Here is a 15,165-nt window from a genome sequence, read left to right on the forward strand (position 1 = left end):
CTGGGTGACAGACCTCGATGACCGAGAGGCCGATCATCCTCATGTCCAGACTGCTCGCCGCCTTCCTGACCTGCGCCGCCTCCGCCCTCCTGGCCGCCGGCGCCGCCTTCGGAATCGTCACCGCTCTCGACGCCACACCCGAGCAGCCGAATGTGCCGCTCGTCACGTTCCCCGAACCGCCCGCGGACGGCACGTCCGGCACGGCGGGCTCCGGCGCGGGCTAGGTTGGGACATGAAGCCCGCAGACCGAGCGCGTACGGACCGGACACCCAGGAGCGGTGCGGTGGAAGCCTCGTCAGCGTGGCACGACGTGCCACGACAACGGATTCAGCAGTTCGCCGACCGCGCCTTGGAGCAGGTCCCCGAACTGGCCCAGGACATCCTCGCCGAGATCCGGCGGGAGTATCCGAGCCTGGTGCTCCTCCCCGACGAGTCCGGGGAGCCGAAGGCTCTGGTGGCGATCCGGCACGCCCTCGAGCTCTTCGTGGAACAGATGACCACGGGGTCGAACCGGCCGCGCGCCCTCCCGGAGCTGTTCCGGGACTTCGGGCGCGGCGAGGTCTCGCAAGGGCGCAGCCTGGACTCCCTGCAGGGGATCTACCGGCTGGGCGTCCGCCTCTCTTGGCGGCGGATGGCGGAGATCGGCCAGCAGGTCGACATCCCGCCTTCGGCCATGTACGAACTCGCCGAGTCCGCGTTCGAGTACCTCGACGTCATGGTGGCCCAGTCGGTACGCGGCTACGCCGAGGCCGTCGCCCGCCAGGCCGGGGAGCGCCTGCGCCTGCAACGGCTGCTCGTCGATCTCCTGCTCACCGAACACCGCACGGATCCGACCGCCTTGCTCGCCGACCGCGCGGCCGACCTGGGATGGCAGCTGCCCGGGAGGGTGGCGGTGGCGGTGCTGCTCCGTCCCGCCCAGGAGGCCGTCGCCCCTGCCGTGGGCGACGAGATGCTGCTCGACATGGAGGGCGTGCGGCCGCGCCTGGTCGTACCGGACCCGGACGCCCCCGGACGCGCGGAGTTGCTGGACCGGGCGGTGGCCGGCTGGTCCGGGGCGCTCGGCCCGTCGGTTCCCCTGGCGGAGGCTGCCACGTCGCTGCGCTGGGCGGAGGCCGCCGTCGGAATGATCGAGCAGGGTCTGCTGCCGCGAGGGCGGCTCCTGCACTGCGGCGAGCACGTCGAAGCCTTGGTGCTGCTGCCCGCGGGTGAGCTGATCGACGATCTGGCGCGGCGGCGGCTGGCGCGGCTCGACGAGGCCGGCGGCCCGGCACACGCCAACCGACTCGCCGAGACACTGCTGGCCTGGCTGGAGACGCGAGGTGGTGCTCCGGAGGTGGCCGCCCGGCTCGGAGTCCACCCCCAGACCGTGCGCTACCGGCTGAGACAGCTCCGTGAGTTGTGGGGCGACGACCTGGACGACCCGGACCGCCGCTTCGAACTGGAGCTGGCGCTTCGCACCCGGCGGCTGCGGGGAGATCTCTCCCCACCGCCTGACTGACCCCGGGTCAGGCGTTGTTGACCGGAAGGACGTCCGGCGAGAGCGCGCCCGCGTGGGCCGCGGCCGAGGTCATGAGGCGGCGGTGGTGACGGCGGCAGAGGACCTCGTAACCGACCTCCCCCGCCGGCCGGTTCACGTCCCCGACCACCACCTGGGCGCCCTCGACGACCATCTGGCCGCCCACCGTACGGGCGTTGTGCGTCGCCCGGGCCCCGCACCAGCACAGCGCCTCGACCTGGAGCTGCTCGATCCGGTCCGCCAGTTCGATCAGCCGCTGCGAGCCGGGGAACAGCTTGGTCCGGAAGTCGGTGGTGATGCCGAAGGCGAAGACGTCCAGGCCGAGGTCGTCGACGATACGGGCGAGCTGGTCGATCTGTTCCGGCGCGAGGAACTGCGCCTCGTCGACGATCACGTAGTCGGCCTTGCCGCCCTGGGACAGCTGGGTGACGAGGTACGCGTACAGGTCCATGCCCTGCGGAGCCTCGACCGCCTCCGTCACCAGGCCGAGCCGGGAGGACAGCTTGCCCTCGCCCGCCCGGTCGTCACGGGTGAAGATCACGCCCTGGAGCCCGCGCGCGTCGCGGTTGTGGGCGATCTGGAGGGCCAGGGTGCTCTTCCCGCAATCCATGGTTCCGGAGAAGAAGACCAGCTCGGGCATGACGGGTCAGGGACCTTTCAGGTCGTGAGGGGGTGTGCGGCGCGTAGGTTCAGGAACGGACTTCGAGCAGCGGGACGAGCTGCTCGGCGGGGGTCATGGACCCGTGCATGCCGGCCATCGCCGACTCGTGGGGCTCGTTGACCGACGCGGTGATCGCGACGTCGTCGTGGGCCGCGGCGACCACGTCGCCGATCCTGCCGTACACGCGCTCGTCGATCTCGTCGCCGAACCAGCCGAGGGCGATGGCCTCGTCCCGGCTCGCCACCCAGAACTGCTCGCCGATCACCTCGCGCCAGCAGGTGAGGACGTCCGCCTCGGCGCCGGGGACGGCGTACACATGACGGGCCCGGCCTTCGCCGCCGAGCAGGGCCACGCCCGCGCGCAGCTCCCAGTCCTCGTCGAAGTCGATGCGGTGCTGCTCGTCGAAGGGGATGTCGACCATGCCGTGGTCGGCCGTGACGTACAGCGCGGAGCGGGGCGGGAGCTGCTCGGCGAGACGCTGCACGAGCCGGTCGACGAACATCAGCTGTCCGCGCCAGGCGTCGGAGTCGATGCCGAAGCGGTGTCCCGCGCCGTCGAGTTCGCTGTAGTACGTGTAGACGAGCGAGCGGTCGCCGGCGGCGAGCTGCTCGGCGGCGAAGTCCATGCGCTCCTCGCCGGTCAGACGCCCGTGAAACGTTCCGCCGCTGAGCGCGACCTGGGTGAGGGGGGTCTGCTCGAAGATCGGGGAGGACACCTGGGCGGTGTGGATCCCGGCCGCGTGCGCGAGCTGGAAGACGGTGGGGTACGGCTGCCAGACACGCGGTTCGGTCCACGGCCTCCAGCGCAGCTGGTTCATCAGCTCGCCGGTGTCGGGGTTGCGCACGGTGTAGCCGGGCAGCCCGTGCGTACCGGGGTAGCGGCCGGTGCCGACGGAGGCGAGCGAGGTCGCGGTGGTGGCGGGGAAGCCGGCGGTGACGGGGCGGCCCGTGCCGCCGCGCGAGGTGCCGAGGAGCGAGGTCAGGTACGGGGCCTCGTCCGGATGGGCCTTGATCTGCTCCCAGCCGAGTCCGTCGATCAGGAAGACGCAGTTCCGGTCGGCCGGGGTCAGCTCGGCGATCCTCGCGTCGAAGCCGGGCACGCCCTGGCCCGCGACGAGCGTCGGGAGCAGGTCGCCGAGGGAGCCGAAGGTGTACTCGGGCACCGGCGCGGTGTCCAGGGACAGCGGGACCGGGTCGTCGGGCCAGCCGTGGGACACGGCGGTGGGCTGGACCATCAGCGCGTGGTGGCGGCGGTGGCCGCGATGGATTCGGAGAGCGCCTGGGCGAAGGCGAGGGTCTGCCGGACGGTGTCCGGGCCGTCGCCGGCCTCGCTCACCCGCAGGCTGAGGTCGTCGGCGGTGGCGTTGCCCGTGTAGCCGTGGTCGGCGTCGCAGTTGGCGTCGCCGCAGGCGGCGGGCTCCAGGTCGATGCGGGAGACGGCGCCCCAGCCGATGGTGAGCACCACCTCGCGGGGCAGCGTGCCCGGGGTGTACGACTCGGGGTTGGCGACGACACGGCTGACGACGACCGAGGAGATCCGGTCGAGCTTCACGGACTCGGTGGACGTCGTGGCGTACGGCGTCGGGGAGCTGGTGTCGGCGGCCTGCTCGTCGGTGTGGCTCACGATGAAGCGGTGGGCCGTCAGGACGAGGACGGTGACGTGGCGCCGGACCTCGTTCGCGTCGAACGTGGTCTCCTGGTGCACCACGTACGACGCCACGGCCTCGCCGCCGACGGCGGCCTCCACCGCCTCGGCCACGAGGGCCGGGTAGTAGCCGCTGCGCTCGATCGCCGCGCGCAGCCCCTGGGTCGTCGTACCGCTCTTCGCCATGGACTCCATCCTACGGGGCCCTGGGCCCCCTCAGAGCCTCAGTAACTCGGCAGGCGGCGCGGGCCGAGGTCGGTCCGGGGCGGGGGCGGGGCCAGCCGGACGGTTGCTCCGAGGACGGACAGTCCGCCGGGGGCCACGACCACCGGCTCCAGGGAGACCGCCACCACCTCCGGGTGGTCGTCGACGAGCCGGGAGACCCTGAGCAGGAGTTCCTCCAGGGCAGGGGTGTCGACCGGGGCGGATCCGCGCCAGCCGAAGAGCAGCGGGGCGGTGCGGATGGAACGGACGAGTTCGGCGGCGTCCCGGTCGGTGGCCGGGACCAGCCGGTGGGCCGTGTCGCCGAGGAGCTCGGAGGCCGCGCCGGAGAGCCCGAAGGAGAGGACGGCTCCGACGGCGGGGTCGATGGCGGAGCGGACGAGGGTGTCGACGCCCCGGGGCACCATCGCCTGGACGACGGGCTGGAGCTCCTCGGGCTTGCCGAGGACCTCGGTCAGCTCGGCGTAGGCGGTACGGAGCTGCTCCTCGGTGGCCAGGTCCAGCCGGACACCGCCGAGGTCGGGGCGGTGACGCAGGTGGGGCGCGGTCGTCTTGAGCGCGACGGGGTAGCCGAGCCGGCGGGCGGCGGCGACGGCCTCGTCGGGGGTGGGCGCGGGGAGGGTGGGCAGGACGGTGATCCCGTACCGCGAGAGCAGCTCCCCCGCGTCCGCGGTGTCGAGGGTCACACCTCGCGTGTCCGTTTCGCCGCCGTCGCCGCCGTCGCCGAGCACCCGCTCGATGAGCGCGGCGGCCCCTGGCTCGTCGATGTCCTCGTACTCGGGCACCCGTCCGGGCTCGGCGGCCTGCCGCCGCCACTGCCCGTACCGCACGGCCTCGGCCAGGGCCCGCACGGCGCGCTCGGCGGCGGGATAGGCGGGGATGGTGGCCTGCCGGCCGGGGGCCGCGTCGGCGGCGACGGCAGCGGTCTCGGCGGCGGCAGGGTCGGTGGCGGCGGGATCGGTGCTCGGGGCGGAGCCCCGGGCGGCGGTCTCCCCGGCGGCCGGGTCGGCGGCGGGACCGGCGACCGGGGCGGCGGTCCCCGTGATGGCTGCCGCCGCGGGCCGGACCGGAGCCGATGCCGTACGGGTCCCCGCCGGCGCCGGCCTCGTGCTCGTCGCGACCGCGAGGGCCTCCGCGAGGCCGCCCATCTCGACGTGGACGACGACGACGGGCTTCGCCGGGGCGGGTACGGACGCGACGGCCTCGCGCAGGGAGGCCGCGAGGACCTCCCCGTCGCCGGACTCGGTGGCGCCGTTCTCCCCGACCCAGGGGATCGCGGTCACCACGACCGCGTCGGACGTCTCGTCCGCGAGCGCCGCGGCCAGCGCGTCCCGGAAGTCCGCCGGGCCCGCCGCGGTCGTCAGGTCGAGCGGCCGCAGCGGGCGCAGTCCCTCGGTCAGGCAGGCGTCGTACGTGAGGAGGCCGAGCGACTCGGAGTTGCCGAGGATCGCGACCCTGGGCCCGGCGGGAAGCGGCTGGGCGGCGAGGAGCAGTCCGGCGTCCACGAGTTCGGTGACGGTGTCGACGCGGATCACCCCGGCCTGGCGCAGCAGCGCGGAGACCGTGGCGTGCGGGATGCGGGTGACGGGCACCCGGTGGCCGGGCGGCGCGCTGCCGCTGTGCCGGGCGCCCTTGACGACCACGACCGGTTTGACCGCGGCGGTGCGGCGGGCCAGCCGGGTGAACTTCCTGGGGTTGCCGATCGACTCCAGATAGAGGAGGACGACGTCCGTACCCGGGTCGTCGTACCAGTGCTGGAGGAAGTCGTTCCCGGACACGTCGGCGCGGTTGCCGGCCGAGATGAAGGAGGAGAGCCCCGCGCCGTGCCGGTGGAGGCCGGCGAGGAGCGCGATCCCGATCGCGCCGGACTGGGTGAAGAGCCCGATCCGCCCGGCGGCCGGCATGTGGGGGGCGAGCGAGGCGTTGAGCCGGACGTCCTCGGCGGTGTTGATGATCCCGAACGCGTTCGGCCCGATGATCCGCATCCCGTACGAGCGGGCCTGTCGTACGAGCTGGCGCTGCCGCTCCCGGCCGGCCGGACCGCTCTCCGCGTATCCGGCGGAAAGGACGACGAGGCCCAGCACTCCGTGCTCGCCGCAGTCGGCGACGACCTCCGGCACGCGCTCGGCGGGGACGGCGACGATCGCCAGGTCCACGGGCTCGCCGATGGCCGCGACGGAGGGGTGGGCGGGGACTCCGTCGAGCTCCGCCGGACCGTCGGTGAGCGCGGCGTTCACCGCGTGGACGCGGCCGGTGAAGCCGGAGCCGAGGAGATTGCGGAGGACGGTCCGGCCGACGCCGCCGGGTGCGCGCCCGGCGCCGACGACGGCGACGGAGCGGGGCGTGAGGAGCCGCTGGACGGATCGCGCCTCTGCCCGCTGCTCCCGCGCGCGCTGGACGGCGAGGGAGCGGACGGTCGGTTCGAGGTCGAGGTGGAGCCGGACGGAGCCGTCCTCGAAGCTCCGCTTCTGGGTGTAGCCCGCGTCCGTGAAGACCTTGATCATCTTGTTGTTGGCGGGGAGCACCTCCGCGGCGAAGCGCCGGATGTCCCGCTCGCGCGCGACCGCCGCGATGTGTTCGAGGAGGGCGGAGGCGACGCCGCGCCCCTGGTGCGCGTCCTGGACGAGGAAGGCGACCTCGGCCTCGTCGGCCGGTCCAGAGGCGGGCATGCCGCGGTCGTCGATGCGGTCGTAGCGGACGGTGGCGATGAACTCGCCGCCCACGGTCGCGGCGAGGCCCACCCGGTCGACGAAGTCGTGGTGGGTGAACCGGTGGACGTCCTTCGCGGAGAGCCGTGGGTACGGCGCGAAGAAGCGGTAGTACTTCGACTCGTCCGACACCTGCTCGTAGAAGCTGACCAGCCGGTCGGCGTCGTCGGCCGTGATGGGCCTGATGCGCGCGGTGCCGCCGTCCCGGAGCACCACGTCGGCCTCCCAGTGATCGGGATAGGCGTGCTCCGGCGATGAGGCAGGTGCCGGTGGTGCCGGTCGATCCGCCGCTTCCGACTGCTCCGACGCGCTCTGCATGGGGCCAGCCTACGGCCGGTGTACGACACCGGCACCGGTCGCGCGGCGGATGCCTGCCGTGCAAGGTGGGGAGGACCGAAAGTCGGTCCGGTCCGGGTCGAACGTCGGCACGAGCACCGCGCATCACATGAGAGACTGGTCTAGACAACCCGCTTGAGACTTGAAGGGCAACACCATGGCTGAGCGCCGCGTCAACGTCGGCTGGGCCGAGGGCCTCCACGCCCGCCCCGCGTCCATCTTCGTCCGTGCCGCCACGGCTTCCGGCGTTCCGGTGACGATCGCCAAGTCCGACGGCACCCCCGTGAACGCCGCCTCGATGCTCGCGGTGCTCGGCCTGGGCGCGCAGGGCGGCGAGGAGATCGTCCTCGCTTCGGAGGCCGACGGCGCCGAGATCGCGCTCGACCGTCTCGCCAAGCTGGTCGCCGAGGGTCTCGACGAGCTCCCCGAGACCGTCTGACCCCGCATTCCCCGCACGACGCGTTCCCCGCACGACGCGTTCCCCGTACGACGAAACCGCGACTCCCGGAATTCCGGCGGTCGCGGTTTTCGCTTTTCCGGAGCCGGCGTTTCCGGGCAGCACAAATCAGCTCCGTCGAATTCCTATTCTTTGTATACGGTGCGCGCGTTAATTCCGGCCGCTCGCCGTGTTGACGACATGTTGCGAAACCCTCACACGGCCGCGCTCCGGCCTTTTGAGCCGGTGCAGCCCCAGCGAGCGCTCCGCGTGCAGCGCCGTCAGCGCCCTGGCCCTCTCGGCGTCGCCGCGCGCGACGGCGTCCACGATGGCGCCGTGCTCGGACCAGGCCTCCACGGGGTGGGCGGGCTGGTCGACCGCGTACATCCAGGCGATCTTGTGGCGTAGCTGGGTGAGCAGCGCGGTCAGGGCCGGACTGCCGGAGGCCTGCGCCAGCGTCTCGTGGAACCAGCCCCCGAGCGAGCGCAGATCCTCGCCCTGGCCGCGCCTGGCCCGCTCCTGCCCCAGCCTGACCAGGCCGCGCAGGACCTTCAGATGCGCCTCGGTACGCCGCTGCGCGGCGCGGGCGGCGCCCAGCGGTTCGAGCAGGGCCCGCATGTCGAGCAGATCGGCCGCCTCCTGCTCGGTGGGCTCGGCGACATGGGCGCCGGCGTGGCGGCGGGTGACGACGAAGCCCTCGGACTCCAGGGTGCGCAGGGCCTCACGGACCGGGACACGGGAGACCCCGTAGCGGCGCGCGAGCTGCTCCTCGGTCAGCCGCCCGCCCCGCTCGAAGACACCGGAGACGATGTCGTCCCGGATCGCCGTGCATACCGATTGCGCGGGTACGCGCATGTCCGACCTCCGCCTTGGTCCGCGAGAGACAATTCGAGCGACGCCTGTTCTGCGTCCCTTCTGCGTCTGTTCCGCGACTCTATTGCAGCAGGCCGGAATTTCCGATGCCCCCGTGGAATCCAGCGATATGTTTCGGTCAGCGAAAAGCCCCGGCTCAGTACGAGCCGGGGCTTTTGCGACGCGATCCGCGTGGTGTCAGAGGCTGACGCCGCGAGCGCGGAGGTAGGAGATGGGGTTCAGGTCCGAGCCGTAGTCGGAGCCCGTCCGCGCCTCGAAGTGGAGGTGCGGGCCGGTCGAGTTGCCCGACGAGCCCGAGATGCCTATCTGCTGGCCCGGCTCGACGGTCTGGCCGACGTAGACCCCGATGGACGAGAGGTGACCGTACTGGGTGTACGTGCCGTCGTTCATCTGGATCACGATGTTGTTGCCGTACGCGCCGCCCCAGCCGGCCTCGACGACGGTGCCGGAGCCGACGGAGACGACCGAGCTGCCGTAGGAGGCGTGGAAGTCGATGCCGGAGTGGCTGCCGGAGGACCAGAGCGAGCCGCCGGTCTTGTAGCCGGTGGTGACGTACGAGCCGGCCACGGGGAGCTGGAAGGAGGCGAGGCGGCGGCGCTCGGCCTCGCGGGCGGCGCGCTCGCGCTCCTCGCGGACCTCCTTGGCGCGGGCCTCGGCCTTGCGCTTCGCCTCGGCGCGGGCCTCGGCCTGGGCCTTCGCCTTGACGATGGCCTCGAAGGCCTCCTGCTCCTGGGCGGCGGCCTGGGCGTCGATCCGGTCCGCGAGGGAGTCCTCGGTGATCACCTGCGTGAGGCCGGTGTCCTCGGGGGAGCGGTTGTCCGTGTCGGTGGCGAGCGCCGGGGAGGCGAAGCCTCCGATGACGCCGGTGGTGGCGAGCGTCGCCACGCCGGCGATGCCCACGCTGCGGCGCGCCATCCGGCTCGGACCACGATGCTTCCCGGTGGCACGGGTGAACGCCATGTAGGGGCTGATCCTTTCCTTCCTTCTCGCCTACCGGGTTAGCTGACGGGTTCGGAGCAGGAAGGTCTCCTACGAGCCCCTCCGTACGTGACGAAGGCGCCCGATTCACCCCAGGGACTGTGTGGGTCCCCGGCTCCCCAGGCTCGCGCCTGACGGGGACTCGGCGATGACTGTCCGTTGCCGCGAATGCGGCACGTGCAACTGACGAACAGCCGCACCGACGCTATGGGATCGTCTGTCAATCACCAAACAGACACGCCCGTTTGTAAGACATGCCACAGGGCAGACAGCCACTCTTGCCCTCAATTCGGGCAAAGCGGAAGGCCTCGACGAAATCATGACGTCGAGGCCTTCCGTCGCCGGGTCGGCGCGTGCGATCAGCCGGTCACCACGGTGACTTCGCCGATGCCGAGTGCGCGCACCGGCTCCGCGATCTGTGCCGCGTCGCCCACGAGCACGGTCACGAGCCGGTCCACGGGGAAGGCGTTGACGACGGCCGCGGTCGCCTCGACCGTGCCCGTCTCGGCCAGCCGCGCGTACAACTGGGCCTGGTAGTCGTCCGGGAGGTGCTGCTCGACCTGGTCGGCGAGCGTCCCGGCGACCGAGGCGGCCGTCTCGTACTTGAGCGGTGCCACGCCCACCAGGTTCTGCACGGCCGTCTCGCGCTCGGCGTCGGTGAGACCCTCGGCGGCGAGGGTCCGCAGCACCTTCCACAGGTCGTCAAGTGCGGGGCCGGTGTTCGGGGTGTCGATCGAGCCGCTGATGGCGAGCATCGAGGCGCCGTTCCCCTCGGCGTCGGAGCGGAGCACCTGCCCGAAGGCCCGCACGCCGTACGTGTAGCCCTTCTCCTCGCGCAGGACCCGGTCGAGCCGCGAGGTCAGCGTCCCACCGAGGCAGTACGTGCCCAGGGCCTGGGCCGCCCAGACATTGTCGTGCCGGTCGGCGCCGATCCGGCCGATCAGCAACTGGGTCTGGACCGCGCCGGGGCGGTCGACGATGACGACCCGTCCGGTGTCGTCGGCGGTGATCGGCGGCATCGGGAGCGGCTCGGCCGACTCGCCGGTCCAGGCGCCCAGGGTCTCGGCGAGGACCTTGTCCAGGTCGACGCCGGTCAGGTCGCCGACGACCACGGCGGTGGCCGTGGCGGGCCGGACGTACGCCTCGTAGAAGGCGCGGACCGCGGCGGCGTCGATGGCCTCGACGGTCTCCTCGGTGCCCTGACGCGGCCGGGACATCCGGACCTCGGCCGGGAAGAGCTCCTTGGAGAGCTGCTTGGCGGCGCGGCGGGCCGGGTTGGCCGTCTCGTGCGGGATCTCGTCGAGGCGGTTGCGCACGAGGCGCTCGATCTCGGTGTCCAGGAAGGCCGGCGCGATCAGCGCTTCGGAGAGCAGCCCGAGTGCCTTGGGCAGCCGGGAGACGGGCACCTCGAGGGAGACCCGTACGCCCGGGTGGTCCGCGTGCGCGTCGAGCGTGGCGCCGCAGCGCTCCAGCTCGGCCGCGAACTCCTCGGCGTCGCGCTGGTCCGTGCCCTCGGAGAGCGCGCGGGCCATGATCGTGGCGACGCCGTCGAGCCCGGCCGGCTCGGCGTCCAGCGGGGCCGGCAGGAAGAGCTCCACGGCCACGACCTGCTGGCCGGGGCGGTGGCTGGTCAGCAGGGTCAGGCCGTTGGCCAGGGAGCCGCGGTCCGGGGCCGGGAACGCCCAGGGCCTGGCGACGCCCGGCTCGGGCTGCGGGTGGAAGTCCATGCTCGTCAAAGACACGGCAGCGTCGGTCACTGGTCCGCTCCCTCTTCCTCGTCGCTGTCGCTCTCGCTCTGTTCGGTGGCCACCGGCTCGTAGACGAGCACCGCGCGGTTGTCGGGGCGCAGCTTGGCCTTCGCGGCCGCCTGCACCTCCTCGGCGGTGATGTCGAGGACCCGGTCGACGGCCGTGAGGGCGAGCTGCGGGTCGCCGAACAGCACGGCGAACCGGCACAGTTCGTCGGCGCGGCCCGCGACGGTGCCGAGCCGGTCGAGCCACTCGCGCTCCAACTGGGCCTGCGCGCGCTCCATCTCCTCGGGCGTCGGGCCCTCGGCGGCGAAGCGGGCGAGCTCCTCGTCGACGGCGGCCTCGATCTGCGGGACCTCGACACCGCCGGAGGTCTTGACGTCCAGCCAGCCCAGCGAGGGCGCCCCGGCGAGCCGCAGCAGGCCGAAACCGGCGGCGACGGCCGTCCGGTCCCGGCGGACCAGGCGGTTGTGCAGCCGGGAGGACTCGCCACCGCCGAGGACCGTCAGGGCCAGGTCGGCGGCGTCGCACTCGCGCGTGCCGTCGTGCGGCAGCCGGTAGGCGGCCATCAGCGCGCGCGCCGGGACCTCCTCGACGAGGACCACACGCTGCTCGGAGCCCATGACGTCGGGCAGCGAGCCGTCGCGCGGGGGCCGCTTGCCGTCGTGGGAGGGGATGGAGCCGAAGTACTTCTCGACCCAGGCGAGGGTCTCCGCCGGGTCGATGTCGCCGACGACCGACAGCACCGCGTTGTTCGGCGCGTAGTACGTGCGGAAGAAGTTCCGCGCGTCCTCCAGCGTGGCGGCGTCCAGGTCCGCCATGGAGCCGATCGGCGTGTGGTGGTACGGGTGGCCCTCCGGGTAGGCCAGCGCGGTCAGCTTCTCGAAGGCCGTGCCGTACGGCACGTTGTCGTACCGCTGGCGGCGCTCGTTCTTGACGACGTCCCGCTGGTTCTCCATGGACTCGTCGTCCAGGGCCGCGAGCAGCGAGCCCATGCGGTCGGCCTCCAGCCAGAGCGCGAGCTCCACCTGGTGGGTGGGCATGGTCTCGAAGTAGTTGGTGCGCTCGAAGCTCGTCGTGCCGTTGAGCGAGCCGCCCGCACCCTGCACCAGCTCGAAGTGCCCGTTCCCGTGGACCTGCTTCGAGCCCTGGAACATCAGGTGCTCGAAGAGGTGGGCGAGGCCCGTGCGGCCCTCGACCTCGTGACGCGAACCGACGTCGTACCAGAGGCAGACCGCGGCGACCGGGGTCAGGTGGTCCTCCGAGAGCACCACGCGCAGGCCGTTCGCCAACCGGTGCTCGGTCGCTGTCAGGCCGCCGGAGCCGGCCTCGGCCGTGGCCGTGTGACCCATGGGCATGTACGTCCCTTCGATCGCGATGTGAAAAAGTCCTGCCACTGTATGCAAGCGCGCCGACACCTCGCGAAGTTCCCGCCCCTTCCGGATGTCCCTCTTCCGGGTCGCGGTCGGCGTTGTCGGTGGCACAGTCCACAATGGTCCGCGTCAGATCAACCTTGTTGGTGAAGGAGCCGCAGCCGCGATGGCCCGCCGCAGCACGAAGACACCGCCGCCGGACGACGCGTACGAGGAGAGGATCCTCGACATCGACGTCGTCGACGAGATGCAGGGCTCCTTCCTCGAGTACGCGTACTCGGTGATCTACTCGCGCGCTCTCCCCGACGCCCGCGACGGCATGAAGCCCGTCCAGCGCCGCATCGTCTACCAGATGGGCGAGATGGGGCTCCGGCCCGATCGCGGGTTCGTGAAGTGCGCCCGTGTCGTCGGCGAGGTGATGGGCAAGCTCCACCCGCACGGCGACGCGTCGATCTACGACGCCATGGTCCGCATGGCACAGCCCTTCTCCATGCGGCTGCCCCTCGTCGACGGTCACGGCAACTTCGGCTCCCTCGGCAACGACGACCCGCCCGCCGCCATGCGGTACACGGAGTCGCGGATGGCGCCGGCCGCGCTGCTGATGACCGATTCCATCGACGAGGACACGGTCGACTTCACGCCGAACTACGACGGCCAGGAGCAGGAGCCGGTGGCACTGCCCGCCGCCTATCCGAACCTGCTGGTCAACGGCGCGTCGGGGATCGCGGTCGGCATGGCGACCAACATGCCGCCGCACAACCTCGGCGAGGTGATCGCGGCGGCCCGCCACCTGATCCGCCACCCGGGCGCCGACCTCGAGACGCTGATGCGCTTCGTGCCCGGCCCCGACCTGCCGACCGGCGGCCGGATCGTCGGCCTGTCCGGCATCAAGGACGCGTACGAGAACGGCCGCGGCACGTTCAAGATCCGCGCCACGGCCACCGTGGACAACGTGACGGCACGCCGCAAGGGCATCGTCGTGACCGAGCTGCCCTTCACGGTCGGCCCCGAGAAGGTCATCTCCAAGATCAAGGACCTCGTCGGCTCCAAGAAGCTCCAGGGCATCGCGGACGTCAAGGACCTCACCGACCGCAGCCACGGCCTGCGTCTGGTCATCGAGATCAAGAACGGCTTCGTGCCGGAGGCGGTCCTGGAGCAGCTCTACAAACTGACGCCGATGGAGGAGTCCTTCGGCATCAACAACGTGGCGCTGGTGGACGGTCAGCCGCTGACGCTCGGCCTGAAGGAGCTCCTGGAGGTCTACCTCGACCACCGCTTCGAGGTCGTCCGCCGCCGCTCCGAGTTCCGCCGGACCAAGAAGCGCGACCGGCTGCACCTCGTGGAGGGCCTGCTCGTCGCGCTCCTCGACATCGACGAGGTCATCCGGATCATCCGGGAGAGCGACAACTCCGCTCAGGCCAAGGAGCGCCTGATGGAGCGCTTCTCGCTGAGCGAGATCCAGACGCAGTACATCCTGGACACCCCGCTGCGCCGCCTCACCAAGTTCGACCGCATCGAGCTGGAGACCGAGCGCGACCGGCTCACCGGCGAGATCGACGAGCTGACCGGGATCCTCGACTCCGACGCGGAGCTGCGGAAGCTGGTCTCGGCGGAACTGGCCGCGGTCGCCAAGAAGTTCGCCACCGACCGGCGGACGGTCCTGCTCGAATCGGCGGGCGCGCCCGTCGCGGCCGTCCCCCTCGAGGTCGCGGACGACCCGTGCCGCGTGCTGCTCTCCTCGACGGGTCTGCTGGCCCGTACGGCGACGGCGGAGCTGCCGCCCGCCGACCCGGACGCGCCGCGCACCAAGCACGACCTGATCGTGTCCGCGGTGGCCGCCACCCAGCGCGGTGACGTCGGCGCGGTGACCTCGGACGGCCGGCTGCTGCGGATCGCGGTCATCGACCTGCCGCAGCTCCCGGACACCCACGCCACGCCCAATCTCGCGGGCGGCGCGCAGCTCTCGGAGTTCCTGTCCCTGGAGGCGGACGAGTCGGTGGTCTGCCTGACCACGCTCGACGAGTCGTCGCCGGGTCTCGCGATCGGCACGCTGCAGGGCGTGGTGAAGCGCGTGGTGCCGGACTACCCGGCGAACAAGGACGAGCTGGAGGTCATCACCCTCAAGGACGGTGACCGGATCGTCGGCGCGACCGAGCTGCGGACGGGTGAGGAGGACCTGGTCTTCATCACCTCCGACGCCCAGCTGCTCCGCTACCCGGCCGCGCAGGTACGGCCCCAGGGCCGGCCGGCCGGCGGCATGGCGGGCGTCAAGCTGACCGCGGGCGCCGAGGTGCTCTCGTTCACGGCCGTGGACCCGGCGGCGGAAGCCGTGGTCTTCACCGTCGCGAGCTCCACCGGCACCCTCGACGCCTCGGCGGGTACGTCGGCGAAGCTGACCCCCTTCGACCAGTACCCGCGCAAGGGCCGCGCGACGGGCGGTGTCCGCTGCCAGCGGTTCCTGAAGGGCGAGGACGTCCTGATCCTGGCCTGGGCGGGTGCCACCCCGGCACGGGCCGCGCAGAAGAACGGCACCCCGGTGCCACTGCCGGACGTGGACCCGCGCCGCGACGGCTCGGGCGTCCCGCTGGCCCAGCCGGTCGACGCACTGGCCGGCCCCGCCTGACCGTCCGGACGTCACGAAGGGACCCCCTTGGGGCCGGCCGCAAGGCC

At 72.2% G+C, this 15,165-nt stretch carries 12 protein-coding genes and 1 riboswitch; of the genes, 4 read left to right on the top strand and 8 right to left on the bottom strand.

Annotation, left to right across the window (positions count from 1 at the left end; genetic code table 11):
• Nucleotides 1-17 precede the first annotated feature (17 nt).
• The gene (locus OG357_RS09735; protein ID WP_443066655.1) at nucleotides 18-224 is read left to right on the top strand and encodes a hypothetical protein; all 207 of its coding nucleotides are present in this window, start codon (nucleotides 18-20) and stop codon (nucleotides 222-224) included.
• An 86-nt stretch (nucleotides 225-310) separates the two neighbouring features.
• On the top strand, nucleotides 311-1,498 hold the full coding sequence (locus tag OG357_RS09740; RefSeq protein ID WP_329620785.1) for a PucR family transcriptional regulator: 1,188 nt from the start codon (nucleotides 311-313) through the stop codon (nucleotides 1,496-1,498).
• A 7-nt stretch (nucleotides 1,499-1,505) separates the two neighbouring features.
• Here OG357_RS09740 and OG357_RS09745 read toward each other — a convergent pair whose 3' ends face one another.
• The 4 genes from OG357_RS09745 to OG357_RS09760 are packed head-to-tail and all read right to left on the bottom strand — an operon-like array spanning nucleotide 1,506 to nucleotide 7,069.
• Nucleotides 1,506-2,156, bottom strand: a complete 651-nt coding sequence (locus tag OG357_RS09745; protein ID WP_329620786.1) for a thymidine kinase — start codon at nucleotides 2,154-2,156, stop codon at nucleotides 1,506-1,508.
• A gap of 49 nt (nucleotides 2,157-2,205) precedes the next feature.
• Entirely contained in the window at nucleotides 2,206-3,411 is a 1,206-nt protein-coding gene (locus OG357_RS09750) for an alkaline phosphatase family protein (RefSeq protein ID WP_329620787.1), read from the bottom strand.
• On the bottom strand, nucleotides 3,411-4,007 hold the full coding sequence (locus tag OG357_RS09755) for a DUF5998 family protein (protein WP_329620788.1): 597 nt from the start codon (nucleotides 4,005-4,007) through the stop codon (nucleotides 3,411-3,413). The genes OG357_RS09750 and OG357_RS09755 overlap by 1 nt, the downstream gene beginning before the upstream one ends.
• A 38-nt stretch (nucleotides 4,008-4,045) precedes the next feature.
• A complete protein-coding gene (locus OG357_RS09760; protein WP_329620789.1) occupies nucleotides 4,046-7,069 on the bottom strand; it encodes a bifunctional acetate--CoA ligase family protein/GNAT family N-acetyltransferase in 3,024 nt (1,007 codons plus the stop codon).
• A gap of 175 nt (nucleotides 7,070-7,244) precedes the next feature.
• Here OG357_RS09760 and OG357_RS09765 point away from each other — a divergent pair, with 175 nt between their 5' ends.
• Nucleotides 7,245-7,526, top strand: coding sequence for an HPr family phosphocarrier protein (locus tag OG357_RS09765; protein WP_267046286.1), 282 nt, complete (start codon nucleotides 7,245-7,247; stop codon nucleotides 7,524-7,526).
• Between the two features lie 168 nt (nucleotides 7,527-7,694).
• On the opposite strand, the gene OG357_RS09770 is transcribed toward OG357_RS09765, so the two are convergent.
• The 4 genes from OG357_RS09770 to OG357_RS09785 all read right to left on the bottom strand — a co-directional run bounded on the left by OG357_RS09770 (nucleotide 7,695) and on the right by OG357_RS09785 (nucleotide 12,480).
• Nucleotides 7,695-8,378: a GntR family transcriptional regulator gene (locus tag OG357_RS09770; RefSeq protein WP_317599879.1), complete on the bottom strand. Its 684-nt coding sequence runs from the start codon at nucleotides 8,376-8,378 to the stop codon at nucleotides 7,695-7,697.
• Between the two features lie 195 nt (nucleotides 8,379-8,573).
• Nucleotides 8,574-9,356, bottom strand: coding sequence for a M23 family metallopeptidase (locus OG357_RS09775; protein ID WP_329620790.1), 783 nt, complete (start codon nucleotides 9,354-9,356; stop codon nucleotides 8,574-8,576).
• A 12-nt stretch (nucleotides 9,357-9,368) separates the two neighbouring features.
• A riboswitch (cyclic di-AMP (ydaO/yuaA leader) is annotated at nucleotides 9,369-9,532 on the bottom strand.
• A gap of 201 nt (nucleotides 9,533-9,733) precedes the next feature.
• Nucleotides 9,734-11,101, bottom strand: a complete 1,368-nt coding sequence (locus OG357_RS09780; protein WP_329625546.1) for a M16 family metallopeptidase — start codon at nucleotides 11,099-11,101, stop codon at nucleotides 9,734-9,736.
• Between the two features lie 26 nt (nucleotides 11,102-11,127).
• Nucleotides 11,128-12,480 (bottom strand): M16 family metallopeptidase, encoded by a 1,353-nt coding sequence (locus OG357_RS09785; protein ID WP_329620791.1) that lies wholly within the window; start codon nucleotides 12,478-12,480, stop codon nucleotides 11,128-11,130.
• A 181-nt stretch (nucleotides 12,481-12,661) separates the two neighbouring features.
• On the opposite strand from OG357_RS09785, the gene OG357_RS09790 reads away from it, so the two are divergent.
• The gene (locus OG357_RS09790) at nucleotides 12,662-15,118 is read left to right on the top strand and encodes a DNA gyrase/topoisomerase IV subunit A (protein ID WP_329620792.1); all 2,457 of its coding nucleotides are present in this window, start codon (nucleotides 12,662-12,664) and stop codon (nucleotides 15,116-15,118) included.
• Nucleotides 15,119-15,165: the final 47 nt, after the last annotated feature.

Origin of the sequence: Streptomyces sp. NBC_01255, assembly GCF_036226445.1 — a bacterium.
Lineage (GTDB): Bacteria > Actinomycetota > Actinomycetes > Streptomycetales > Streptomycetaceae > Streptomyces.

Excerpts from the sequence above, each read along its gene's own strand:
- OG357_RS09735 (WP_443066655.1), top strand. The coding sequence starts at position 18 with ATGACCGAGAGGCCGATCATCCTCATGTCCAGACTGCTCGCCGCCTTC.
- OG357_RS09745 (WP_329620786.1), bottom strand. The coding sequence starts at position 2,156 with ATGCCCGAGCTGGTCTTCTTCTCCGGAACCATGGATTGCGGGAAGAGC.
- OG357_RS09750 (WP_329620787.1), bottom strand. The coding sequence starts at position 3,411 with ATGGTCCAGCCCACCGCCGTGTCCCACGGCTGGCCCGACGACCCGGTC.
- OG357_RS09755 (WP_329620788.1), bottom strand. The coding sequence starts at position 4,007 with ATGGCGAAGAGCGGTACGACGACCCAGGGGCTGCGCGCGGCGATCGAG.
- OG357_RS09760 (WP_329620789.1), bottom strand. The coding sequence starts at position 7,069 with ATGCAGAGCGCGTCGGAGCAGTCGGAAGCGGCGGATCGACCGGCACCA.
- OG357_RS09765 (WP_267046286.1), top strand. The coding sequence starts at position 7,245 with ATGGCTGAGCGCCGCGTCAACGTCGGCTGGGCCGAGGGCCTCCACGCC.
- OG357_RS09770 (WP_317599879.1), bottom strand. The coding sequence starts at position 8,378 with ATGCGCGTACCCGCGCAATCGGTATGCACGGCGATCCGGGACGACATC.
- OG357_RS09775 (WP_329620790.1), bottom strand. The coding sequence starts at position 9,356 with ATGGCGTTCACCCGTGCCACCGGGAAGCATCGTGGTCCGAGCCGGATG.
- OG357_RS09780 (WP_329625546.1), bottom strand. The coding sequence starts at position 11,101 with ATGGACTTCCACCCGCAGCCCGAGCCGGGCGTCGCCAGGCCCTGGGCG.
- OG357_RS09785 (WP_329620791.1), bottom strand. The coding sequence starts at position 12,480 with ATGCCCATGGGTCACACGGCCACGGCCGAGGCCGGCTCCGGCGGCCTG.
- OG357_RS09790 (WP_329620792.1), top strand. The coding sequence starts at position 12,662 with ATGGCCCGCCGCAGCACGAAGACACCGCCGCCGGACGACGCGTACGAG.